23 protein-coding genes and 1 pseudogene are annotated in these 23,349 nt (G+C 44.0%); 14 read left to right on the forward strand and 10 right to left on the reverse strand.

Annotated elements, in window-relative coordinates:
* Positions 1-222: 222 nt before the first annotated feature.
* A complete protein-coding gene (locus tag L5M11_RS10705; protein WP_317629872.1) occupies positions 223-498 on the forward strand; it encodes an antibiotic biosynthesis monooxygenase in 276 nt (91 codons plus the stop codon).
* Between the two features lie 76 nt (positions 499-574).
* Here the strand turns inward: L5M11_RS10705 and mscL are convergent, their stop codons facing one another.
* Complete coding sequence (mscL, locus tag L5M11_RS10710) at positions 575-985, reverse strand: large-conductance mechanosensitive channel protein MscL (RefSeq protein WP_105250328.1); 411 nt, start codon at positions 983-985, stop codon at positions 575-577.
* A gap of 203 nt (positions 986-1,188) precedes the next feature.
* Positions 1,189-2,133 (reverse strand): LysR family transcriptional regulator, encoded by a 945-nt coding sequence (locus L5M11_RS10715; RefSeq protein ID WP_263169935.1) that lies wholly within the window; start codon positions 2,131-2,133, stop codon positions 1,189-1,191.
* A gap of 94 nt (positions 2,134-2,227) precedes the next feature.
* Between L5M11_RS10715 and L5M11_RS10720 the strand changes: the two genes are divergently transcribed.
* The 5 genes and pseudogenes from L5M11_RS10720 to L5M11_RS10740 all read left to right on the forward strand — a co-directional run.
* On the forward strand, positions 2,228-3,286 hold the full coding sequence (locus L5M11_RS10720) for an HlyD family secretion protein (RefSeq protein WP_173247738.1): 1,059 nt from the start codon (positions 2,228-2,230) through the stop codon (positions 3,284-3,286).
* A gap of 1 nt (position 3,287) precedes the next feature.
* On the forward strand, positions 3,288-4,916 hold the full coding sequence (locus L5M11_RS10725) for a DHA2 family efflux MFS transporter permease subunit (protein ID WP_263192070.1): 1,629 nt from the start codon (positions 3,288-3,290) through the stop codon (positions 4,914-4,916).
* A gap of 162 nt (positions 4,917-5,078) precedes the next feature.
* Positions 5,079-5,534, forward strand: coding sequence for a GNAT family N-acetyltransferase (locus L5M11_RS10730; RefSeq protein ID WP_263192071.1), 456 nt, complete (start codon positions 5,079-5,081; stop codon positions 5,532-5,534).
* A 99-nt stretch (positions 5,535-5,633) separates the two neighbouring features.
* Positions 5,634-5,960, forward strand: coding sequence for a putative quinol monooxygenase (locus L5M11_RS10735; protein ID WP_113939190.1), 327 nt, complete (start codon positions 5,634-5,636; stop codon positions 5,958-5,960).
* 28 nt (positions 5,961-5,988) lie between these two features.
* A pseudogene (locus L5M11_RS10740) lies at positions 5,989-6,087 on the forward strand (radical SAM protein); the annotation flags it as partial.
* 273 nt (positions 6,088-6,360) lie between these two features.
* Here L5M11_RS10740 and L5M11_RS10745 read toward each other — a convergent pair.
* Entirely contained in the window at positions 6,361-7,998 is a 1,638-nt protein-coding gene (locus tag L5M11_RS10745; protein ID WP_113939189.1) for a lactate permease LctP family transporter, read from the reverse strand.
* Positions 7,999-8,564: 566 nt separating this feature from the next.
* Here L5M11_RS10745 and L5M11_RS10750 point away from each other — a divergent pair.
* From L5M11_RS10750 to L5M11_RS10760, 3 genes are all read left to right on the forward strand, one after another.
* Positions 8,565-8,801, forward strand: a complete 237-nt coding sequence (locus L5M11_RS10750; RefSeq protein ID WP_113939188.1) for a thioredoxin family protein — start codon at positions 8,565-8,567, stop codon at positions 8,799-8,801.
* A 339-nt stretch (positions 8,802-9,140) separates the two neighbouring features.
* Positions 9,141-10,010, forward strand: coding sequence for a DUF2927 domain-containing protein (locus L5M11_RS10755; protein WP_263163682.1), 870 nt, complete (start codon positions 9,141-9,143; stop codon positions 10,008-10,010).
* A gap of 117 nt (positions 10,011-10,127) precedes the next feature.
* Positions 10,128-11,567, forward strand: a complete 1,440-nt coding sequence (locus tag L5M11_RS10760) for an MBL fold metallo-hydrolase RNA specificity domain-containing protein (protein ID WP_263163681.1) — start codon at positions 10,128-10,130, stop codon at positions 11,565-11,567.
* 198 nt (positions 11,568-11,765) lie between these two features.
* On the opposite strand, the gene L5M11_RS10765 is transcribed toward L5M11_RS10760, so the two are convergent.
* Together L5M11_RS10765 and L5M11_RS10770 are read right to left on the reverse strand one after the other, a co-directional pair.
* Positions 11,766-13,121, reverse strand: a complete 1,356-nt coding sequence (locus L5M11_RS10765) for a flavohemoglobin expression-modulating QEGLA motif protein (RefSeq protein ID WP_263163680.1) — start codon at positions 13,119-13,121, stop codon at positions 11,766-11,768.
* A 541-nt stretch (positions 13,122-13,662) separates the two neighbouring features.
* The gene (locus L5M11_RS10770) at positions 13,663-13,839 is read right to left on the reverse strand and encodes a PA3496 family putative envelope integrity protein (protein ID WP_006079984.1); all 177 of its coding nucleotides are present in this window, start codon (positions 13,837-13,839) and stop codon (positions 13,663-13,665) included.
* 324 nt (positions 13,840-14,163) lie between these two features.
* Between L5M11_RS10770 and L5M11_RS10775 the strand changes: the two genes are divergently transcribed.
* From L5M11_RS10775 to rimK, 4 genes are all read left to right on the forward strand, one after another.
* Positions 14,164-16,317 (forward strand): CHASE domain-containing protein, encoded by a 2,154-nt coding sequence (locus L5M11_RS10775; protein WP_263192072.1) that lies wholly within the window; start codon positions 14,164-14,166, stop codon positions 16,315-16,317.
* Positions 16,314-16,748 (forward strand): response regulator, encoded by a 435-nt coding sequence (locus L5M11_RS10780; protein WP_105250317.1) that lies wholly within the window; start codon positions 16,314-16,316, stop codon positions 16,746-16,748. Before L5M11_RS10775 ends, L5M11_RS10780 begins: the two co-directional genes overlap by 4 nt.
* A 9-nt stretch (positions 16,749-16,757) precedes the next feature.
* Entirely contained in the window at positions 16,758-18,473 is a 1,716-nt protein-coding gene (locus L5M11_RS10785) for a putative bifunctional diguanylate cyclase/phosphodiesterase (protein WP_263192073.1), read from the forward strand.
* 178 nt (positions 18,474-18,651) lie between these two features.
* Positions 18,652-19,557: a 30S ribosomal protein S6--L-glutamate ligase gene (gene rimK / locus L5M11_RS10790; protein WP_263192075.1), complete on the forward strand. Its 906-nt coding sequence runs from the start codon at positions 18,652-18,654 to the stop codon at positions 19,555-19,557.
* A gap of 59 nt (positions 19,558-19,616) precedes the next feature.
* On the opposite strand, the gene L5M11_RS10795 is transcribed toward rimK, so the two are convergent.
* The 4 genes from L5M11_RS10795 to L5M11_RS10810 all read right to left on the reverse strand — a co-directional run bounded on the left by L5M11_RS10795 (position 19,617) and on the right by L5M11_RS10810 (position 22,293).
* On the reverse strand, positions 19,617-20,309 hold the full coding sequence (locus L5M11_RS10795; protein WP_105250314.1) for a TorF family putative porin: 693 nt from the start codon (positions 20,307-20,309) through the stop codon (positions 19,617-19,619).
* A 291-nt stretch (positions 20,310-20,600) separates the two neighbouring features.
* The gene (locus tag L5M11_RS10800) at positions 20,601-20,873 is read right to left on the reverse strand and encodes an HU family DNA-binding protein (RefSeq protein WP_006079990.1); all 273 of its coding nucleotides are present in this window, start codon (positions 20,871-20,873) and stop codon (positions 20,601-20,603) included.
* Positions 20,874-21,032: 159 nt separating this feature from the next.
* The gene (locus L5M11_RS10805; protein ID WP_105250312.1) at positions 21,033-21,830 is read right to left on the reverse strand and encodes a response regulator; all 798 of its coding nucleotides are present in this window, start codon (positions 21,828-21,830) and stop codon (positions 21,033-21,035) included.
* Positions 21,831-21,912: 82 nt separating this feature from the next.
* Positions 21,913-22,293, reverse strand: coding sequence for a hypothetical protein (locus L5M11_RS10810; protein ID WP_105250311.1), 381 nt, complete (start codon positions 22,291-22,293; stop codon positions 21,913-21,915).
* Positions 22,294-22,420: 127 nt separating this feature from the next.
* Between L5M11_RS10810 and L5M11_RS10815 the strand changes: the two genes are divergently transcribed.
* On the forward strand, positions 22,421-22,930 hold the full coding sequence (locus L5M11_RS10815) for a DUF4240 domain-containing protein (protein WP_113939178.1): 510 nt from the start codon (positions 22,421-22,423) through the stop codon (positions 22,928-22,930).
* A gap of 13 nt (positions 22,931-22,943) precedes the next feature.
* Here the strand turns inward: L5M11_RS10815 and L5M11_RS10820 are convergent, their stop codons facing one another.
* Positions 22,944-23,258, reverse strand: coding sequence for a hypothetical protein (locus tag L5M11_RS10820; protein ID WP_263182570.1), 315 nt, complete (start codon positions 23,256-23,258; stop codon positions 22,944-22,946).
* Between the last annotated feature and the right edge of the window lie 91 nt (positions 23,259-23,349).

Below are 23,349 nucleotides of genomic sequence, written 5' to 3' on the forward strand. Positions count from 1 at the left end.
TACCCAAATAATCTCTAGATACGAGTTTCAGAGCGTCCAGGGTGCTTCAATTCAAGGCGCATCAATGACAGAATGTCGGCTACCTTTTGAATTGATGCAACACAGAAGTGGAGTGCCCTGGGCGCTCCGTCCCGGCGGGTTTTAACGCACTTTATGCTGTGTTGACTATTTTTAACTTACCCACTAGGTCTGCAAATAGCCGCCTTGCCTAAAGTGCGTTAAATTCCCGCTGAATCCTGCATCTTGAGGTTGTTTGGGTATCTTGGCCGCAAGGGATTGATTTCGATCGAACGTTTTCAGAGCTTAACCGACGATGGCAAAGTACTGAGCCTGTCGTTCTGGGAGGACCAAGCCTCTATTACCCAATGGCGCAATCAGATGGCCCACAGTATTGCCGAGCAAACGGGTATAGTGCCTTGTTTGTTTAACTCTTATCGCATTCGGGTGGCAGAAGTAGTGCAAGATTACAGTGAAACTGTGCATGTTGAAGTTGAGTAATCACTTATCTCGCTGATGTAAAAACAAAACCCATCTCTAGAGATGGGTTTTTTATGCGTGACACTTAAGTTTGAGATTATTTTTCTTGTTGAGCTTTCAATAGATCGCGGATTTCAGACAGCAACTCTTCTTCTTTGGTCGGTGCTGGTGGCGCTTTAGGCGCATCTTCTTCCTTGCGTTTTAGGGTGTTAATGGCTTTTAAACCCATAAAAATGGCGAAGGCGATAATCGTAAAGTCGATAATAGTCTGAATGAATTTGCCATAGGCAATGACCACAGAAGGCGCATCACCTTGAGCTGCTTGTAGCACTATGCTCAAATCACTAAAATTCACACCACCTAGGATGATACCAATCGGTGGCATGATGACATCGGCCACGAAGGACGAGACGATTTTGCCGAATGCGGCACCTATGATGATACCAACGGCCATGTCGATCACATTGCCACGGGACGCAAAAGCCTTGAACTCTTTAATTAAGCTCATTAGGTTTCCTCCAAAATTGAGATTAAATGTTAAATTTTATTGTGCAAACTGTATCAGGAAAACCTAAGGTCTTTTGCAGCCTGTTACCTTGCCAAGCTTATAGGGGCTTATGGATTAAGGCAATTCTGACATAGAGGATTTATCCTCAAGGCAATGATTTTCACTTTACAAAGTAACAATTGTTACTGTTTTGGGTGTTCGATTTATTCATCTAGATCGGCATGGCCGATAAAATCAGGGACTTCTAAGACTTGCGATCCCCAACGTTTAAATAGGGAGCTATAGATGAATTCGATAAAGACGCGGTATTTTCGCGGTAGATACGCCCGCTGTGGATAGCTAAGCACTACCTTAGTTTGCACCATTGGATAGTCATCTAGTAGCGGGATTAAATCGCCTTTTTCTAATGCGACTTGGGCTATGATGGATGGCACTGCTGTGATCCCAAGCCCCGCTATGGCGGCCTCGCGAGCGAGGGTGACATTGTTTACTGTCAGTTGAGTCTTAGGCTCGGCGACAATCCAAGTTTTGCCATCGAATAATTTCCACGCACCTTCAATATGCGCCGACTGCAAGCGAATCGCTTTATGTTTGGCTAAGTCCTGTGGCACCTTGGGTGTTCCATGGACAGCTAAATAAGCTGGGCTTGCCATGAGCGATTTGTGGGCGTTGACTAAGGCATAGCTTTGTAAGCGAGTGTCGCCAGAATCGGCAATTTGAAATAACAGATCGATGCCTTCTTCTATCACATCAACCTTTCGATTGGTGAGTTCAGCCTCTATGGTGATTTCGGGATAAAGCGTTAAAAACTGCGCGAAAATTGGCCCTAAAAACAATTGGCCTAATTCAATTGGGCAGACAATTTTTAGATTGCCTTTAATCAATTGCTGTTGGGCGCTGAGCTGATTTTCGGCGCTCTGCAGATCGCTGAGGATCTTATTGATCCTGTTGTAATAACTCGATCCTGCTTCGGTGAGTTTTAGGGCTCTGGTGGTGCGAAACAGCAGTTGTGTGCCAGTATCGGCTTCGAGCTCGGCTATCTTGCGACTGACGGTTGCCTTAGTGAGCCCAAGGGCTTTGGCGGCACCCGTAAAGCTACCTTGCTCGACCACTTGAGCGAAAATTTGCACGCGATTGAGATCCATCATTGTTACACCTGTGAAACAGTGGGTTGATTTTTTACTGACTAATAAACTTAGTGAGACAGTAGTACACTAGATATCACTAATCAAGGAGTCATTCATGTCCAAAAGTAAACTCATTATCGCCGTTCCACTGTTACTCGCTGCAGTTGCGGGAGGCGGTTATTACTGGTGGACACAGGTACGTTTTATCGAAACCACGGATAACGCTTATGTTGAGGCCGATATTTCCCATATCAGCGTGAAAGTGCCCGGCTACGTTGTGTTAAGCGATGTAACTGATAACCAGCATGTGCAGAAGGGTGAGTTATTAGCTCAGCTGGAAGATAACCAGTTTAGTGCCAAAGTAAGTCAAGCCGAAGCCTCACAGGCGAGTGCGAAGGCGGACTTGCAAACTTTAGCCGCAAAGGTGGAGTTGCAACGGGCGTTAATCACTCAAGCCAGCGCAGGCGTGGTAGCGGCAAAGGCTGATAAAATACGGGCACAACAACAATTGAGCCGTTCGAAAAAGCTCAAAGTCAGTAATTACAGCTCCCAAGATGATGTCGACCAACTACAGGCCGGATTTGATTCTGCCGCCGCCCGTCTCGATGAAGCTCAAGCCGTGCTAGTGGCAAAGCAACGGGAGTTAGCAGTTTTTAATGCCCAATTAGATCAGGCGGGCTCAGTAGTAGAGCAGGCCGATGCGACTTTAGAACTGGCGAAAATTCAATTAAATGATACCCGCGTGACCGCACCTTTTTCAGGGGTGATTGGTAAACGTGGCGCTATGGTGGGGCAGTATGTGCAACCCGGCCAAGCACTCTACAGTTTGGTTCCGGATGGGGCAGTGTGGATTACTGCGAACTTTAAAGAGACCCAGATCCAACATATGCAACCAGGACAGTCGGTGCAGGTCAGTCTCGATGCGTTTCCCGACAAAACCTTTATAGGTGTTATCGATAGTCTGTCACCGGCGTCCGGAGCCAAATTCAGTCTACTGCCGGCGGAAAACGCCACAGGTAACTTCACTAAAATCGTCCAACGTATTCCCGTGCGTATTCGCTTAGATTTATCTGAGGAAGAAGCACACATGCTACCGGGCTTAAGTGCAGTCGTGAAAGTGGATACGGCGTCGGGTACTGCAATATCGGCAATCGCTGCAAATACAGGTCGTTAGTATGAGCGCAACTGGCTCTATCACTGCGTCTGCCGATATGGAGGCGCAGGGCATCAGTGTACCTAGAAAGCCTACCGATTATGAACGTGGCAGTCGCCGTTCATGGATTGCGGTATTTGGTGGTTTGATCGGCGCCTTTATGGCGATCCTCGATATTCAAATCACCAATGCATCGATGAAAGAGGTTCAAGGCAGCCTTGGGGCAACGCTCGAAGAAGGTAGCTGGATTTCAACCGCGTATCTGGTGGCTGAGATGATCGCGATCCCGCTCTCTGGCTGGCTCAGCACAGGATTGTCGGTCAGGCGTTATCTGTTATGGACCACGGCTGCTTTTATCTTTGCTTCTGTGCTTTGCTCAATCGCGTGGAACTTAGAGGCCATGATCGCCTTTCGGGCGCTACAGGGCTTTTTTGGTGGTGCGCTTATTCCGTTAGCCTTTAGGCTTATTCTTGAGTTTTTACCCGATAACAAACGTGCCGTCGGCATGGCGTTATTTGGCGTGACGGCGACTTTTGCGCCTTCAATCGGCCCGACCTTAGGCGGTTGGCTGACCGAGCAATTTAGCTGGCATTATCTGTTTTATATCAATGTGCCACCGGGTTTGTTGGTGATGGCCATGTTGGCCTACGGTTTAGAGAAGCAGTCGGTCGTTTGGGATAAGCTGAAGAATGTCGATCTGGCGGGCATAGTCACTATGGCGCTGGGTATGGGTTGCCTTGAAGTGGTGCTCGAAGAAGGTAACCGCAAGGACTGGTTTGGTTCAGAACTCATTCGTAATCTGGCCATTATTGCCGTCGTGAATCTGGTGTTATTTGTTTGGATCCAGTTAAGGCGTAAAGAGCCGTTAGTGAATTTGCGCCTGCTCGGTAAGCGTGATTTTGTGCTCTCCACCGTGGCGTATTTTTTACTGGGGATGGCACTATTCGGCGCTATTTACTTGATCCCGCTTTATCTATCACAAGTCCATGATTACACACCGTTAGAGATTGGTGGCGTGATTATGTGGATGGGATTTCCGCAGCTATTGGTCTTGCCCTTAGTGCCGAAATTGATGGAGCGCTTCGATAGTCGTTATCTCGCTGCTTTTGGCTTTTTAATGTTCGCCATTAGCTATTACATGAATAGCCAGATGACCGCAGATTATGCCGGACCGCAGATGATCGCTTCGCAAGTCGTGCGGGCCTTAGGTCAGCCTTTTATTCTGGTGCCTATTGGTATGCTTGCGACTATGCATTTAAAACCCCATGAAAATGCCTCGGCATCGACGGTATTAAACGTGATGCGTAACTTAGGTGGTGCTTTTGGTATCGCGCTGGTGGCGACCCTGACTGATACTTTGTCGCGCGGGCATTTGGCTCATATTAAGGAATCTTTACCCGCAGTGAGCACGCAAGCACAGGATTATTTAACCCAAAGCGCAAGTATGTTGCAGGCGGGAGGTTCAGATCCCTATACCGCCGCCGCGCAGGCGAAAGCCTTGCTGGGCAAAACCATGAGTCAGCAAGCTTATATTCAGGCCTATAACGATGTGTTTTACATCATGGGCGCTCTGCTACTCATCGCTGTATTCGCTGTGCTGCTGATCCGTAAACCGACAGGGCCTGTGGCCCACGATGCCATGGTTGAGTAATAACGTTTTTCGTTATCCTGTTGTCGCCATAGATTTCCCCAGATCTATTGGTTTGCGCAACAGCTTTGCGCCTTAGTCCTCGCGGATTAAGGCGCTTTTTTATGGTCTTTATGCTGTGGTAGACTCAAAGTTCTTTTTCGATGATTTGCAGAGGGATATCGTTTGCAGTGGCAAAATCTTACATTTAATCAATTAAATGCCAATAGGCTATATGACATATTGAAGCTAAGAGTCGATGTGTTTGTGGTAGAGCAGGCCTGCGCTTATCCTGAGCTTGACGATAAGGATAGGCATCCAGAAACCCAGCATTTGATCGGTTTATCGCCAGACGGGGAACTGCTTGCCTACGCGCGTATTTTGCCGCCGGGGTTGAGTTATCTAGAGGCGAGTATCGGCCGTGTGGTGGTATCGCCAGCGGGTCGAGGCAAAGGGCTAGCCATGCCTTTAATGCAGCACGCCATCGAATCTGCACTGACGACATGGCCCGATGCGGGGATCCAAATTGGCGCCCAAGATTACCTCAAAGCTTTCTATCAAAAACTCGGCTTTGTCGCCTGCTCTGAGATGTACTTAGAAGATGGTATTCTCCATTTGGATATGCGCTACCAATCAGCATAAGCGGCTATCAATATGAGTTATCTACATCAATTATCAACATAAGCGATCAACAAAAGCTAGGCACATAAGTATTCAACATTAAGCCAATAAGGAACCGAGATGTCGACTTCAACGGACTATAGAATCAATCAACAGCAAATTGCCTGCGTGGCGAGTTTTCTGGCTAAAGAGGGCAAAACCGAAGCACTAATCGCTGCGCTCGCGAGCCTTATTCCTGATACGCGCCGCGAAGCGGGTTGTATTCGTTACGAACTCAATGTGAGCCGTGATGAACCACGCCGCGTGACGTTTGTAGAGAAGTTTGTCGATATTGCCGCCTTTGATGAGCACTGCGCTAAAGATGCGATTCAACACTATTTCCACCAAGTTATGCCCGAATTAGTCGAGTCATACCATGTGGAAACCTATCATCAAGTGATTGTTTAACCATGAGATAAACGATTAGGAGCTTGCAGTGTTGATTAACGCTATCGAGCCAGTATTTAGATCTCTATCCGAATGGATCTCATTGATACTGCAAGTGACTAATGGCCGCAGCTGGAACTATTGCACTTTAACTCTTTAGTGTTAAAGGGTGTATTAGTAAGGACAAGGTGAAGTTGCTGGCTTAAGTTGCATTTGCCATCAATGTACCGAGTAGTTATCTACGACAAGAATGACAACCTAGACTTTGATTGTATGACTTCACTGGGATTAATAAAGCTGCCTTGCTACTTTGCTTAATTGAACCCATTCGAATTTCATCGCAGAGTGAGTTTTATATCCATTCCAATCTAAAAAGCCGAGTGGTTTATCACTCGGCTTTTAATATATATTAGATATCGCTTTATTTAGTGAAAAACACTAATGTCCAAGGGACTACGTATGCTTGGAGTACTGTGATCACGCCAATGAAAGTACAGAAAAATAGACTGTGCTTTAGCGTAAAGCGGAAAAGATCTGACTCTTTACCTGCCAATCCCGTTGCAGCGCAAGCAACGGCAATAGATTGTGGCGAAATCATTTTGCCCGTTACACCTCCCGTAGTGTTTGCGGCGACTAATAACTCCGGTGTTACACCTATTTGGTTTGCTGTATTGGCTTGCAGCGCGCCAAATAGGGCATTTGATGAGGTGTCTGAACCTGTTAAAAACACACCTAACCAACCTAAGAATGGCGAGAAGAAGGGGAATGCTACGCCAGTGCCAGCGAGCACGAGTGCTAAGGTTGAAGATAGACCTGAATAGTTTGCAACAAAGGCAAATGCTAATACTAATCCAATCGACAATATCGGGAATTTTAATTCAATTAAAGTGTCTTTAAAGGATGTCAGTGCATTACTTACTGACATTTTAAGGACCACAATTGAGATCATTGCTGCGATTAAAATTGCAGTTCCAACAGCGCCCAATAAATTAAGTTTATATATTGCTGCATAAGGGGTTTCCTTAGCGACAATAGGCGCACTTTTGATAACGAGATTATGCAAATAAGGTACTTCAATACTGATAGTGGCAAAACTTAATGCCAGTTGTACATCTTTAAGACTCCACAGAGTTACAATTGCCGTGAGAATAATAAAGGGAGACCATGCTTTAAATATCTGGCTATTAGAAAAAGTAGATTTAGGGGTAGTAACTCTTTGTTTCATGCCTGAGAAAGTGAATATTTCTTTTGGTTGCCAGACTTTTAAAAATAACGTTAAACAAATTAGACTGACTAACGCCGAAGTAATATCGGGTAATTCGGGGCCGATAAAGTTTGAGGTTAAAAATTGGGTGATCGCAAATGAAACGCCTGCTACTAATGTTGCGGGCCAAGTTTGACGTATTCCCCTGATGCCATCCATCATTGCGATGAGCCAGAAGGGGACAATAATTGATAATATTGGCAACTGACGGCCAGCGAGTTGTCCAATATGGAATGGGTCTAGTGATGAAACCTGACCCGCTACGATAATTGGGATACCCATAGCTCCAAAGGCGACGGGTGCCGTATTTGCGATTAAGCAAAGTCCTGCTGCATACAATGGATTGAATCCAAGCCCGACAAGTAACGCAGCTGTAATAGCAACAGGTGCACCAAAACCCGCAGCACCTTCGAGGAAGGCTCCAAATGAAAAGCCAACCAATAGCATTTGTAATCGTTGATCTTCCGTGACTGAGATGACTGACGAGCGAATAACCTCAAATTGACCTGTTTTAACGGTGATTTTATATAAAAATACTGCGGTAATAATAATCCAAGCAATTGGCCATAGCCCATAACTAAAACCATATATAGCAGAAGCAAGCGCGATACTAATAGGCATTTTGTAGGCGAGTATCGCGACTGCTAAGGCAATTAATAAGGTTAATGCCCCAGCGATATAGCCTTTAAGTTTTAACACAGTTAAGGCTAGGAAGAAAAACACAATAGGCAGTAAAGCAACCATTGCGGTTAGCCACAAGCTACCGAGTGGCGTGTATGTTTGGGTCCAGGTCATAGGGTGGTTTCCGTATTGTTATAATATGTTGATAAATCGTGTCGCAGTCGCAACATAGCAGATACTAGTGTTTAGTGATGTAGGATCAATCTTAAATGTTGCAATAAGTGATATGGGTCACGAGATGTGTGGATAAATGATGACGGGGAAATACCTGAATAATAATCAAGTAAAATATTGATTGTTTTAGCTATATTCACCAAACATCTAATTTAGGTTGTATTAATATTTGTTGTGTTATCAAGATTATTTTTTTGAGTCGTGAAATTAACTAGAGTATTGTGATTTTATGAAAAACTAGGCTGTACTTTTTTAGTTTTTTGGTAGTGTTTATAACAGATGGTTTATAAATATTTGTTTATATTTATATATAGAAATTAATAGCAATCAATGCAATGCAACTAATAATGCAGTTATCTTATTGTGGCCTGAATTGAGCTATAGATGTTGCCATACTCTTGTCTATGAGTTTGCTTGGCTGGAAATTTACCTTGCTATATGTGGCTGCGAGTATGACAGTAGGTTGAAATTTTTAATTTTGCAGCACAGTTCGTTAAGGAAGTAACATGAAACAAGTCAAAGTATTAGGCAGTGGTTGCGCTAAATGTAGCAAAACCGCTGAGATGATTGCGGACATATCAGAAGAAATGGGTGTGGATGTTATTGTAAAAAAGGACACAGATCCTCAAAGCCTATTGAAATTTAAAGTGATGAAAACCCCAGCGGTAGTGATCGATGGTGAGCTCGTACATAGCGGCTCAGTACCGACGCGCGATGAAGTTGAGGGGTGGTTAAGGGACTAGAGCTCGCTGAATAGTTGCACGGATTATGCTCGTTAGAAAGCGCTTAAGCTAAAAATGCACACCATTGTCATCCTGAATCCTTGGCAATGGTGGTGTAATATCATCAGTATACGATTAATGATCGTTAAATATAATTTGTTTAAAAACAATGTATTGATGCTTTGTGTAGTAATTTTATTATGGGGTTTTATTGGCTACGGTTTAGTCGGCATTGCATTATCTGGGCGAGTTTATTAAGTCTATGTCGTAGGAGATTGTTTGCAGATTTCGACTTCTTTTATCAGTATCACTGCTATGATTTTGATTCAGTGACCTCGTCAAGTTGCGGGATGAGTGCCAATGCAAAAGTGGCTTAGGGTATTAACACGTTTCTACAGTTGGTTATTTTTTACTGCACGTCTGTTTCGTTTAGGGCTTTTTCTAACGCTAAGTTTATTAGCTTTACCTTTATTTGCTGCTCAAACATCTCCCGGATTAACCCAAGTATTAACGCCCGCTACGGATTGGAAAAACTCCGCTTATATCACCCAAGCATTTAGTGAAGTCGCCCTACAAAATGAGTATGACCTTGCTAAACATAGCGTGCGTAAGTGGCGCATACCGGTACGAGTGTTTATTGAGCATCAAGTGGGTGATAAGGCGCTGCACACTCAATTAGTGTTGATGCACTTAACACACTTAGGCAAGATCACCGGCCTCGATATTCAACGGGTAGATACGCTCTCTGAGGCGAATCTGCACTTAGTGTTTACCCGTCAATCCCTATGGGCAAGTGAGGTGATGCGCTTAATGGGACCGAGCTCGGCGAAAAATGTCCATGGCTCTGTGTGTATGGCAAAGTTTGCTCTCAATTCACGGCAAGAGATTGAACGTGCTTGGATTATTATTCCTGTAGATCAAGCCAAAATGCACGGTAAGTTAGTGGCTTGCGTAGTGGAAGAGATTACTCAAGTGCTTGGTTTACCTAATGATTCAGAGAAAGTATTTCCCTCCATCTTTAACGACAAAACTCCGCAGGACTTACTCACCGGGCTCGATTTTATTTTGCTTAAATTACTCTATAGCCCAAGTATTAGCGCTGGAATGACGGCCGCAGAAGTCAAACAGCCTTTGCAGATCTTGCTCGAACAATGGCTGCGCGATGGCACTATTGCTAGCGCTGGCAAAACGGTACGTCAAGGTCAGTTGTACCCATTGTTAGGTTATTGATGACTAAGCATTACAGCTAAAGTTGACATTGCTCGCACGTGACTAATTAATCCTTTTTGTTTTAGGAATAAGGGCATAGTCTATCTTTATATGAGATAAACACCTTGGAGGGACACCATGCGAATGACATTGCAGTTTTTAGGGGCGACAGCGGAAGTGACAGGTTCGTGTCATTTACTCTCGGTTGATCATGAACACTTATTGCTCGACTGTGGTTTGATCCAAGGTGGTAAATCTGATGAGTTGCGTAATCATGATCCCTTCGCATTTGATCCTGAGTCTATTTCTGCTGTCGTGCTTAGCCATGCCCATATCGATCATTCTGGGCGTTTACCACTCTTAGTCAAAGCGGGTTTTGATGGGCCTATCTACACCCATAAAGCCACGGCAGAGCTGTGCGCTATCATGCTCAAAGATGCGGCTATGCTGCAGACCCGCGATACCGAAAGAGTCAATAAAAAGCGTGCTAAACATGATCTTGAACCCCTAGAACCGCTATTCACCGTTGAAGATGCTGAACTCGCGATAACTCAATTTGTACCATTGGAATATGGTCAAGTGACTCGGGTTATTCCCCATGTGGATATTTGCCTCTCAGATGCAGGGCATATTTTAGGTTCCGCCTTAGTCGAGTTGTGGTTAGGTGAGGGCAAATCCCAGAAGAAAATCGTCTTCAGTGGCGATCTTGGCCGTGCAGGTATGCCGATTTTACGTAATCCTACCTTAGTGGATACGGCAGATTTAGTCTTAATGGAAAGCACCTATGGCAATCGTTTTCACCGCAGTTGGACGGATACCTTAGCTGAATTGAAAGCCATTTTTGCTAAGACAGTCAACGAGAGCCAAGGCAATATATTGCTCCCTGCTTTTTCGGTTGGACGAGCACAGGAGTTATTATATCTATTTCATTTATATGCTAAAGAATGGGATCTCGGCCGTTGGAAAATCTGCCTAGATAGTCCGATGGCAATTGAGGCGACCCGCGTTTACGTTAATAATTATCCGCTGATGGATGAGGACTTTAAACGCTTTACCCGCCAACATCCTGGGCAGCATCCGCTGTTGTCGAATGTCGAATTTATCCAAACGACCGAAGAGTCGATAGCGCTGAACGACGTGCATAAGGGATTGATCATTATCGCAGGGAGCGGCATGTGTAACGGTGGACGTATTCGTAGCCACTTAGAGCATAATCTATGGCGCCCAGAATGTGATGTGATTATTTGTGGTTATCAAGCGCTTGGAACACCGGGGCGCGCCCTCGTCGATGGCGCTGAGGAACTGTCTATTCATGGTAACAGCATTAAAGTAGCGGCTACGTTACACACAGTGGGTGGACTTTCAGCCCATGCGGATCAAGCAGAGTTATTACGTTGGTATCACCATTTTGAAGGCCAGCCGCCGTTAATTTTAGTCCATGGAGAACCCGAGGCGCAGCATGGATTAGTCGATGTGATTAACCAAGATCCTCAGACTAAACCAAAGGCTATAGCAATTGCGACCCAGGGTGATCGATTGGATTTAAATGCACTGCCGCAGTTAGTGTGGAAGCCTTAAAAGAGTTGAAAGTACAAGTTCAAAAGTTGGGTGGAAATGCCATTATTTTCTACACGTGTGGCAAAGCGAGTTATCCTGCCTGTGAGTTGTATTTTGAATGTAATGGTGAAGGTTTTTCTATCGAAGATTAGTGTTTAGTTTTATAAAAAGCTCACATAGTTGTGAGCTTTTTTATTTTAAATCAATCAGGTTACTGTATTAGTCCGAGTTGTTGTCAAATTCAGTATCATCGAGTAACTCAAAGGCGGGGACGACATTCGGTACGTCTTTAAATAAGCGAGTGAAATGGCGCTGTACACCTTTCAAATCGATTCCTGCTAAACCTGATGCAAAACCAAACCAAGCATAAAGGCCACTAAAGTTATCAAACATGGGCGGTAGATATTTAGGCGTAGTCAGAATGCCCTCTTGGCAAGCTTGGTATAACACGGGGATATCTTCGATCGCCAATTTACCGAGGAATAGCATAGGGATGAGTTCAGGAAGGCCTGAGGTTATGGCGCTGCGGATAAAGTTAATGTTTTCCACATAGCCACGTACATAGGAAATATCCTTAGTGAAGAAACTACCGCCTTCCACCATACCCCCACGGAAAACCCTTTGGGTGACACGGTAACTGTCTGTCGCACTTAGATTCAATCCTCTGAAATAATTGAATACCTCTATAAAGTCAGCACCATTTTCAGCCATATCGACCGCGGCAACACGGTCACTAATTCGCCGAGCCCGTCCTGGATTTGAGCTTAGCGTCAGCATTTCCAGTAAAACGGCTAGACCTTCTTGGGTTGCTGCTACGCGCGGAGAACCGACACTGAGCCAAGTGGCGTGGGGTTGAGCTCGGCCGTTTAGCGTCGTGCCAACATGCACCCAACCTTCGTGAACTTCATATACATTAAGATCCGATTCGCTGAACATTGCTTTGCTATTGAGCTTAACAGTGTCGCCACCGACTGCAGCGTCAGAGACGATACCGTCACTAAGGCGTACACGCATATCATCGCTATGGAAGTACTTTTCTAAACGTTGGCTGAGAACGTTAACCGCTTCTGGCGCGCTAATAATTTTAGGGTGGTGTTTATTCATGTGCCTCGCCGCGGGCAGCGAGAAAATGTAGCTGAGTTTATCGCCTAACTGGCGCAAGGTATGGCGATCGCCATGCAGTTTATGGCTAGCACTGCCGTACAATTCTTGGCTGAGCTTACCAAAGGTTGGCGTGCCTCTGCTCCCCAACATATCAATGACAAGGCGATACTGATCGACGTTTGCCACTAATATCTTGCCGAGTTTGTCTCGTTTACCCAAACGTCTATGGATGTCCTGTTTTAGGGAGGCTAGCTCAGCTTGGGTTTTAACAGGATCAAAAGGTAAAGCAATGTTTTGATAAAACTCTTGCTTGATAGCCGGAAGTACCGTGCCCTTATTGGAGAGAAAACGTTCCTCCATTTCCCGCGGCCATTTAATGGCATCTAAAATTTTTATTGGCGTTTGAATGCGAATTAATTCATCGGAAAAACGGCGTAGATCTTGTTGATATTGGGCTAACGACTCAGACATTCCCGTATATCCTGCAGGTAATTTCAGCGAGAGAGATGTGGCTAATCATAGCCTTAAACCTCATTTATTCATATTGATTCGCAGGCTAGCTGAGAAAATATACCGATTAAATAAATTAGCTGTTATCGATTTTGTGAATCATTTTGGTGCACTTGTTACAATTCTAGCGCTATGTCTATGGGACATAAATAAGTAACCATCTGTTTAATAATATTTTATTGATATGACATTAAAGCTGCTTTGTTCTTGATATAGAAATAGATTGATTGGAGCAAAGCATGACAGCGATGAGTTATTTGAGTGTGTTCAGGCTGAATGCTTGTTAATCAAAACTCAAGCCGACAAGAGTGGTAAAAATGACTGTGATGACGCGATATTAAATCTGGAGGTTAGTGAGCTAAAGCAGAGTCACACCCAGCATTATTGGCTGGGTGAGATATTCGATTTTAGTGGGCCAAAACTCAGCGAGTTCGAAACAAATGATCACCGACTGAGATCATCATCCCATCATTTTGACCACTAGATAGCGAGATAGAATTGGCTAGAAAAAATCGTCATCTCCTAATGCACGTTTTAACTCCGCCCGCTCGAGGTAGTCTTCTAAACGCTTTTTGACTTCGCGTCTATGCTGCATTGCCTCGGCGGCTTTGCTGTTTCTTGGTGTGGTCATTGCCTCAAGTTCAGTATCGTTGGGCACGACTTCAGTAATATGAGCCATAACGAATTCCTCTTGTTGTTCCTAACGACTTTCTAACTAAAAAGAGTATGGTAGAAAAGCAAATAATTTTGTGAGTTAGGGTGAAAAATTCTTCCCGTGAGTCGGATGATTCAGCTTACTGCTGTTTGGCGTAGGCCCGAGACAGCAATTGAATATTTGATTAATTTAGTTTTTGCTTATTTTGTGATTAAGAGCACTGTATAGTCATAGATATATTCGGGTTAATTCCGAGTTAAATAGTAGGATAAACTTGAATTTAGTCATAATTACAACAACACTTGTACCAGTGTTTGTTGTTAATCGTTTGCTAGGGAATTGGCTTACATGGACAAGGATCAGTTTTCTAAATCACTCCCCCCATCTAATAATATCTACTTTAGCGTGCTGAGCTCTAGCTGGCTGATGATAGTGGCTGCCTTACTTTTCATGGGGATCTCTTGGTATGTGCTTGAGCAATATCTTAGGGATAGAGGTGAAGAGCGTTTCGAAAATAGCGTTCAAGAATTAACAGAAGCCGTGAATCGCAGAATGCTTGCCTATGAGCAAGTCTTACGTGGTGGCGTTGGCTTATTATTATCGTCGAGTAATGTGACACGACAGGAATGGCAAACTTATGTCATCAATGCTCATTTATCTGAGTATTATCCAGGTTTTCAAGGTTTTGGCTATGCTCAGTTACTTCAACCTGAAGCATTAAGTGCGCACATCCAACAAGTTCAAGCTGAAGGTTTTAAAGACTATAAAGTTTACCCAGAAGGAATGCGTGATCAGTATTGCGTGATTGTGTACTTAGAACCCTTTGATTGGCGTAATCAAAGAGCCTTGGGTTATGACATGTGCTCCGAGTCTAATCGATATAAAGCCATCACTCGCGCTATTACCACTGGACTGCCGACAGTTTCTGGCAAAGTAGTATTAGTTCAAGATACTTCTGATGATGCTAAAGCGGGTTTTTTAATGTATTTACCGCTTTATCAAGGCACCACAACAACAGAGGCTGAGCGTAAACAGCACGTGTTTGGACTTGTGTATGCAGCGTTTAGGATGGATGACCTCATGCAAGGGATTATGGGGGAGCGATTCTCAGGTTTGAAACTTGCCATTTATGAAAGTCCGCAGGCTAGCGCTGACAGTTTAATGTTTACCAGCAGCAAAGTGACCCCGAATGAGCAGGATGTGTTTTATCACTCACAGACTTACTTAGTTGGAGGGCAGTTGTGGCGCTTAGACATTTCATCACAATCGCGTTTTATCTCGAGAGCGGAACAGACCCAAGGTATGTGGCTCCAATTTATCGGTTGTGGTTTTATTTTGGCATTGTTTTACTCAGTGTTAATTATGGCGCGTAATCGATATAAGGAGTCTTTACTGACTTCAGAGTTAATTGCTAACGAAAAACGCTTTAGATTAGTAATTGAAGCCTCTCCAAGTGCGCTATTTATGGTGGATAAATCTGGATTTATTACTTTAGTGAATACCCATGCTGAACGTTTGTTCGGCTATACCAGAGACGAGTTACTCGGTCGTTCCATCAATATGTTATTGCCCGAAACCCTAAGGGATGCTCATCAGCAGCACATGAGTAACTATTTAGTGCAGCCTATTGCGAAAAATATGTCGATGCGGGATGACCTGTTTGGCTGTTGCAAAGATGGCAGTCGACTCGCAATTGAAGTGGGGTTGACGCCTATTCATTTTAGTAATGGCATTTCTATTCTCGCGACAATTAACAATGTCTCTGAACGTAAACGCATTGAAGTTCAGCGTGCAGAACATATGCTTGAGCTTGAGCGTATCAATCAAGAATTAGACAGGTTCGCCTATATTGCTTCCCATGATTTGAAATCCCCCTTACGTGGTATCGAGCAGCTAACCTCTTGGTTATCAGAGGATTTAGTCGATAACACCAATGAAAATGTACAGAAATACCTAGGGCTTATCCAAAGTCGTATTCATCGAATGGTGTTATTACTCGATGGACTATTGATGTTTTCTCGGATTGGTCGTGTCGATACCGAAACTACTGAAGTGAAAAGTCGGCAACTGGTTGAAGACATGTTTGCGCTCGTCGCGCCGCCACAGGGATTTGAATTAGTCCTAAAAGGTGAATTTCCAAATTTTTATACCGTAAGGCCATTGTTGGAATTAGTTATACGAAATTTAATCAGTAACGCCATAAAACACCATGACTTAGGTACAGGTGTGATTACGGTTTCATGTGAGGCGGTTGATCAGCAGTATCGATTCAGTGTGATAGATGATGGTCCGGGGATATCAAGCTCATATCATGAAAAAGTCTTCGAGATGTTTCAAACACTTAAACCAAGGGATGAAGTTGAAGGCAGTGGTTTAGGCTTATCACTTGTGAGGAAAACGGTTGAAAGTTTAGGTGGAGAGATTCAGCTTAAATCGCAGGGCCGAGGTTGTTGTTTTTGCTTTAGTTGGCCTAAGCAAATAGTGAAAAAGGAGCTTCTATGAGCGCAGCAAATCACTATCAACAGGTCACCATTTTATTGGTTGATGACGATGACGTGGATTACATGGCCGTGCAGCGGGCGATGAGACAATTGAGGTTACTCAATCCCTTAGTGCGTGCTCGAGATGGGATCGAAGCATTAACTATTCTAACGAGTTTAGACACGATCAAAGGTCCGTATCTTATTTTGCTCGATCTTAATATGCCAAGAATGAATGGGTTTGAGTTCCTTGAGCGAATACGTTCAGATCCTTCTCTTTCTTCGTCTGTCGTTTTTATGCTCACCACGTCGAGTACCGATGAAGATAGGATGAAAGCCTATAGCCATCATGTGGCTGGTTACATGGTTAAAACTGATATGAAAGACGGTTTTAACAATATTTTTAATATGCTTGAAGGTTATTGGCGAATAGTGGAGCTCCCATCCGCATAAGGTGAGTATATGGATTTACTACTGATCGATGATGATGAAGTTGATAGAACTGCGATCATCCGAGCACTCAGACAGTCAAAGTTGACTTTTAATGTGGTCGAAGCAAATTGTGCATTTGATGGTTTAAATCTCGCATTAGAACGTCATTTTGACGGTATTCTATTGGATTATTTATTACCCGATGCTAATGGCTTAGAAGTGTTGATCAAGCTCAATGCCATGACGCAAGACCAGACTGTAGTCGTTATGCTGAGTCGCTATGAAGATGAGAAACTGGCTCAACGCTGTATTGAACTAGGGGCACAGGACTTCTTGCTTAAAGATGAGGTCAACTCGCGGATACTAACCCGTGCAATTCGTTATGCGAAACAAAGATCTTCAATGGCGTTGGCGTTACGTAATAGTCACCAAAAACTAAAAGAGCTAGCTGAACACGATTCGTTGACTAAGCTGGTTAATCGCTATGGTTTTGAACTTTGTCTTAATCGAGCGATAGCAAGGGCCAAACGTTGTCACGACTATTTAGCCGTTATCTTACTCGATTTAGATGATTTTAAAGCGATCAATGACACTCTAGGCCATCAGACGGGGGATATTCTTTTAGTTAAAGTAGCCGCTCGATTAAGTGAAGTACTACGAGATGGCGACATTATTGCCCGTTTAGGTGGGGACGAATTTGTCGTGCTAGTCACTGATAATGATTATAAATATTTCCCTATGATTGTGGCTAATCGATTGCTCAAAGTGTTTGAGGACGTATTTTGTCTCGGTGATAACGATGTGCTTATTGGTGCCAGTATCGGTGTGGCTTTTTATAATGAAGCGGCTTCGAACAGTTCTGAGCTGATGAAATGTGCCGATATTGCTATGTATCGCGCTAAAAAAATGGGCCGAAACCAGATTCAGTTTTACTCAGAAGCTTTAGATAAAGAGGTGCGTTACCGTAATCATATCGAGTCGAGTTTGCGTACTGCCTTAAAAAGAAATGAATTTAAGGTTCATTATCAAGCGCAAGTGAATGCGAAAACCCATCAGCTGGTGGGGATGGAAGCCCTTATCCGATGGCAGCATCCTGTGGATGGTATTATCGCCCCAGATCAGTTTTTACCCATAGCCGAAGAGATCGGATTAATGGAGGACATTGATGACTGGGTACTTGAGCAAGCCTGTACACAGGCATTGAGTTGGCTAACCCAATTACAGCCAACAGGGAAAGAATTCACCATTGCCGTTAACCTGTCTGCATCGCAAATTGGAAATGAGAACCTGTTTGATAAAATAGCGAGTACGCTGACTAAGACAGGACTTCCTGCTGTAGCATTAGAGCTTGAAATTACTGAAAATTGCCTTATTGAAGATCCCCATGAACATGCCAAAATGCTCGATAGAATCGCCGAGTTAGGGGTGCGTTTTGCCCTCGATGATTTTGGGACGGGTTTTTCGTCCTTAGAACATATCAAATTGTTTCCCATTAGCGTGCTGAAAATCGATAAAAGCTTTGTCGCTTCCTATGATAAGGATGATAAAGACACTCGTTTGCTCGCTGCATTACTTAACTTCGCCCATGGGTTTAATGTCATATCAGTAGCTGAGGGCGTTGAAACAATTGAGCAGGCTGAGTTTTGTACTTCTCGCCATTGTACTGTATTACAAGGTTATTTATTTTCTCGTCCCTTAGATGCAACGGAGTTTGAGGCTAAGTATATTTTGCCGCTGTTAATTTAAACGAGTTCCGAATGTGATAGGTCTTGAAGTATTTCATTAGCATAATGATTTCGTCTGGTGAGGAATATTTTCTTGCTTTACACTGAGCAATAGACAAATATCAGCCCCTTTTTCTGTCGCTGTGCTTTTGGTGCCGCAGAACGGTTTATTCACTCATGCTTAAGTTGGTCACTCAGCAATGAAAATAGGTATTTTATCCCAATTCCCCCAGTTGTATTCAACACAACGCTTAGTCGCGGCTTGCCAAAGTCGTGGACATGAAGCGGTCGTGATCAATACGCTGAATTGCTACATGAATATTAATTCTATTAAACCTAGCATTCATTATGAAGGTACTGAATTAGTTGGGTTTGATGCCATCATTCCGCGTATTCATGCTAGCGTGACTTTTTATGGTTGTGCCGTTGTACGTCAGTTTGAAATGATGGGTGTATATGCCGCGAATGATTCAATCTCCATTGCGCGTTCGCGGGACAAATTGCGGGCACTGCAACTACTTTCCCGCAAAGGGATTGGCATGCCAGTGACGGGTTTTGCCAATAAGCCAAATGATATCCCAGATCTCATCAATATGGTGGGCGGCGCTCCGTTAGTCATTAAATTACTCGAAGGCACTCAAGGGATTGGTGTCGTACTCGCTGAAACTAAAACGGCTGCTGAGAGCGTGATTGAAGCATTCTTGGGGCTCAAAGCGAATATCTTAGTACAGGAATACATTAAAGAATCCAATGGTAGTGATATTCGTTGTTTTGTTGTCGGTGACAAGGTTGTTGCTTCGATGAAGCGACAAGGACCTGAGGGTGATTTTCGCTCCAATCTGCATTTGGGCGGCTGTGGTGAGGTGGTTAAAATCACTGCAGTGGAACGTAAGATGGCTATTGCCGCTGTGAAGGCGATGGGATTGGTTGTCGCGGGAGTAGATATTTTACGTTCTAACCGTGGTCCACTGATCCTTGAGGTTAATTCGGCGCCTGGCATTGAAGGGATTGAGCAAACAACAGGGATTTCAGTGACTGAGCCCATTGTTGAGTATATCGAGAAAATGGTTGCGGCCCGTAAAACGAACAGGTCAATTATTGCCTAGTAGGTGATTGTGATAAAACGACGCCACTTTTTAAGGTGGCGTTTTGTTATGCTTAGAGCCTATAGATCAAAACTGTAGGAATATCCGAGTACTAGTTTGGCATCATCATCGGTGAGATCGGTATCTGAGACCATAAATGACACTGTGCCTATGCTGGTATCTGCACTGAGAGTCACGTTATAGTCGGCATAATTATCTTCGCCAAACCAAGATTGGACGACATCACCGTTTGAGTAACCATAGTGCACTGATAAACTCAGCTTTTCAGTGAGAGGAACGGATACCGTCGCGGCAAGATAACTGAGATCTTTATTATCTAAAGGATCGGCGGCCAGATCGTCACCGGCATTGATGACTTGGGAGTAAGCAAGTTCGAGCCATTTCCACGTGACAGCAGCATGGAGCTCACCAAAATCAATACTGCCTGGCGCGTCTGGATAGGCGTAGTAGAGATAGCCAAAGTCGTAGCTGATGTCTTCGGTAATACTGCCGCCATAACCCGCATATAGATCAAGCTCGTAGCTAGTATCATCACCAAAATCCACATTCGATGCCCAAGTTCCCGCATAAAATCCAGAATCGTGGCTGTAGTCAAGGCCACCTTGGATTGCGACCGCATCTTTAGTTTGGGTCGCACCGCGCCATAGATAATTAGAGGTACCGCCAATGTTGCCTGATACGGCTGCAAAGGCGTTGCCTGCCAGTAACATTCCCGTCGATAAGGCCAAAACGCTGTACAGTGATTTCTTCATGCTCATCCCCTCGATTGACTTATTTATCGATTCACCATTGGCACACTCAAAGTCAGCTGTGTTCATTAGTGCATCTTGGTTTTTTTCTAAGGAAGGATTTGCTAATCACATGCCACTATTACAATGCCATGTAAAACAAGGTATTAGAACTTGCAATGTTAATGAAATGTTTTTATTTGCCAGTTTGTGGGGCAGAGGCGCACTTTTGTTGTGCAAAAAATATTCAGTGCTTCACTGGGATTGGGCAAAAAAAACGCCTCACAATGGAGGCGTTGTATTGAATTTTATAACTTAGTTTACGCTGTCACGTAGGGTTTTACCCGCTTTAAACTTAGGCACTGTCGCTTCAGCAATTTGAATTTCTTTACCCGTTTGTGGGTTACGGCCAGTGCGAGCGGCACGAGTCGCTGTTTCAAAAGAACCGAAACCTACGATGGAGATTTTGTCACCATTTTTCATTGATTCGGTAATAGCTGCTTCAAAAGACTTCAATGCGCGTGCTGCTTCTACTTTCGTTAGATCGGCATTTTCTGCAATTTTGGCGATTAGTTCAGTTTTGTTCATTTTTATTGTCTCTTCTTTCCGTAGATTTATTTGAAATAAGCGTGCCTAACATGCCATAAGGTTTAGCACTTGGAAAGCCTTTTGCGTCTAGCGTGCAGCAGGATGTTCAGTAAAGCGCAGAATATTTACTCAGTTCGTGACTTAAGTTTTATTCTGGTTTTATTCTTCTAACAGTTGATAGAGTAATTTTTTAACAAGTTTGGGTTCAAAGGGTTTGTCACATAAGGCATTTACACCCGCTTGGGATACATTGCTGAGGTGGGTATCGTTGGCTTCGGAAGACACCATCAAGATGGGAATGTGTGATTGTTGGCTTTCATTGCGGATAAATTGTGTCAAAGCTAGCCCATCTACACTCGGCATATTGTAATCAGTGATCACTAAGTCGAACATATTGTGTTTCATTAACGCTATGGCTTGCGCGCCATCCTCGGCCTCGGTAATCAGCTTCATCCCTAAGTTACCAATCGTACGTTTAATGACGTTTCTTGCCATACGGCTATCATCGACCACTAATACACGCACATCTTGTACATCGAAATTACTCAGGTCGAGTTCATCGTGGCTGAGTAAATCAATCGTGGCATTCAATGCTGTACCTAAATGGTCGGCACTGAAGGGTTTAGGTAGAATCGCTACTACACCCGATTGGCGGAATATTTCAAGTTGCTCACGGCGGCACTCACTCGAGACCAGCATAAATTGGATATCTTTGCAGTCAGCGTTGGCCCTTAAGTAGCCCAAGAGATCGATGGCAGTGCCATCATCGAAATGCATGGCGCTCGCAATAAGGTCAGGTTTATGGCGAGCAATAATATCTTTAGCCGCTTCTATGTTTTCTGCGGTTTGAATGCTGAGAATGCCTTCTTGTTGTAAGCGCTGAATAATAATTCGACGCTGTGTCTCTGAAGGTTCTACCAAAAGAATGGAAAGTTCGCTGGGCGATAAATGGCTCATAGTTTACTTCAAGTTAAGAGTCGTAAGTATTTTACTGGGTCGCTAAGCTACGCTATTGATAACAGCTTAGCAACAAAGTCCATTACTGAGTTTGGCGGGTCAAATAGTGTCTCGTGACCTTAGAAAATGCGATCCAATACTGCACGAGTAAAATAACAATAATGCTCACTGTGAGTGGCAACATAGGAATGTTGTGGCCAGAAACAACCACTTTTACATCCTCAGGGGTAATGCGATAGGCAATAATTGCTGTAATCCCCAGAGCCGAGAATCCTAAGGTTTGCATGCCAATATAAATCTTCAACACTAAGCTAGACCACGGCGCGCGTATGAGTATGCCAACGAGCACGGGGAGGACACCTAGGGTGAATACATCTAGGGATTGAGTCATCACAGTACGCCAAAGTGCAGCAATGCTGAAGAGGCAATATAACGTGATCAGTAGTATAAGACGTTTAGGCATAGATTGAAGTGCACACCAGTAGCAAAGAAGATGAGCAAGTGTAGGAAATGCCCTAATCCGAGTCCAGTATAACCGTAATATCGTGTAGAATATGCCTTTTTGCTAGAGGCTCTAATAGGTGACGTTTATGACAGAAGTTGAGTTTTGGGGTTTAGTCACGCGAACGGAAGCGGCACAATCACAGGAGTCTTTGACTCAAGCACTGAAGCAGAAACTTGCCGAATTGAGTAATGAAGAGTTAAAAGCTTTCGATAAAATCTTTGGTCAGCAGATGCGCCGTAGTTATTTGTGGTCTGTTTGGGGGGCGGCTTACATTATTACGGGCTGTGATTCTGAATATGCTTTTGCCGAGTTTAGGTGTTTTTTGATTTCACTCGGTAAAGAAATTTTCGAAGGTGTGGTTAATCAGCCTGACACTTTAGCACGTTTAGTCGCTTGGCCAGAGCGAGATGCCTATGCTTACCCTTTTGTAGATGAATACGACCTTATCGCAGGGCAATTATACGAAGATAGAACCGGTGAGGAACTGCCCTTTATGCCATCGGGCAAGGCGACGCCCGTGGGTAAAAAATTTAGCACTAAGCCCAAGGATTTAAAGCTGCAATACCCTGAGCTCAGCGCCCGTTTTCCATTTTAATCTTGGCAATACCTTACGAGCGTAAGCAAGCGTTGGTAGTGACATCGAAGGTCATGCCGTATTTAGGGCAGATGTCGCTCATAAACTCATGTTCTTGCGCCGTTAATTGTTGACTAAAATCTTGCTTAAGCTGCTCTGTCATTTGATGTTCAGCCGCATTTTGCACCTGAGCCAATTTGCTCAAATGAACAGTAACAGCCTGTTGCTGGCTGATGGTCAATGGTGCAGCTTGGCTTGAAAGGCTGATACTCGTTCCAATTGTCAGCAGTGCCAATAAAGCGAGTTTTGGTGAATATGGGTTGAATAGATAAGCCGTGTTTAGGTTCATAGGTAAGCTCCAAGTTAAAAATTACGTTTAACACGTTAGTTCTAAATCGTGCATCCTTAGACGGTAAAGAAAACGAGTTGTACTGTGAGGA

Origin of the sequence: Shewanella sp. SM87 (assembly GCF_025653705.1) — a bacterium.
GTDB classification, from domain to species: domain Bacteria; phylum Pseudomonadota; class Gammaproteobacteria; order Enterobacterales; family Shewanellaceae; genus Shewanella; species Shewanella oncorhynchi.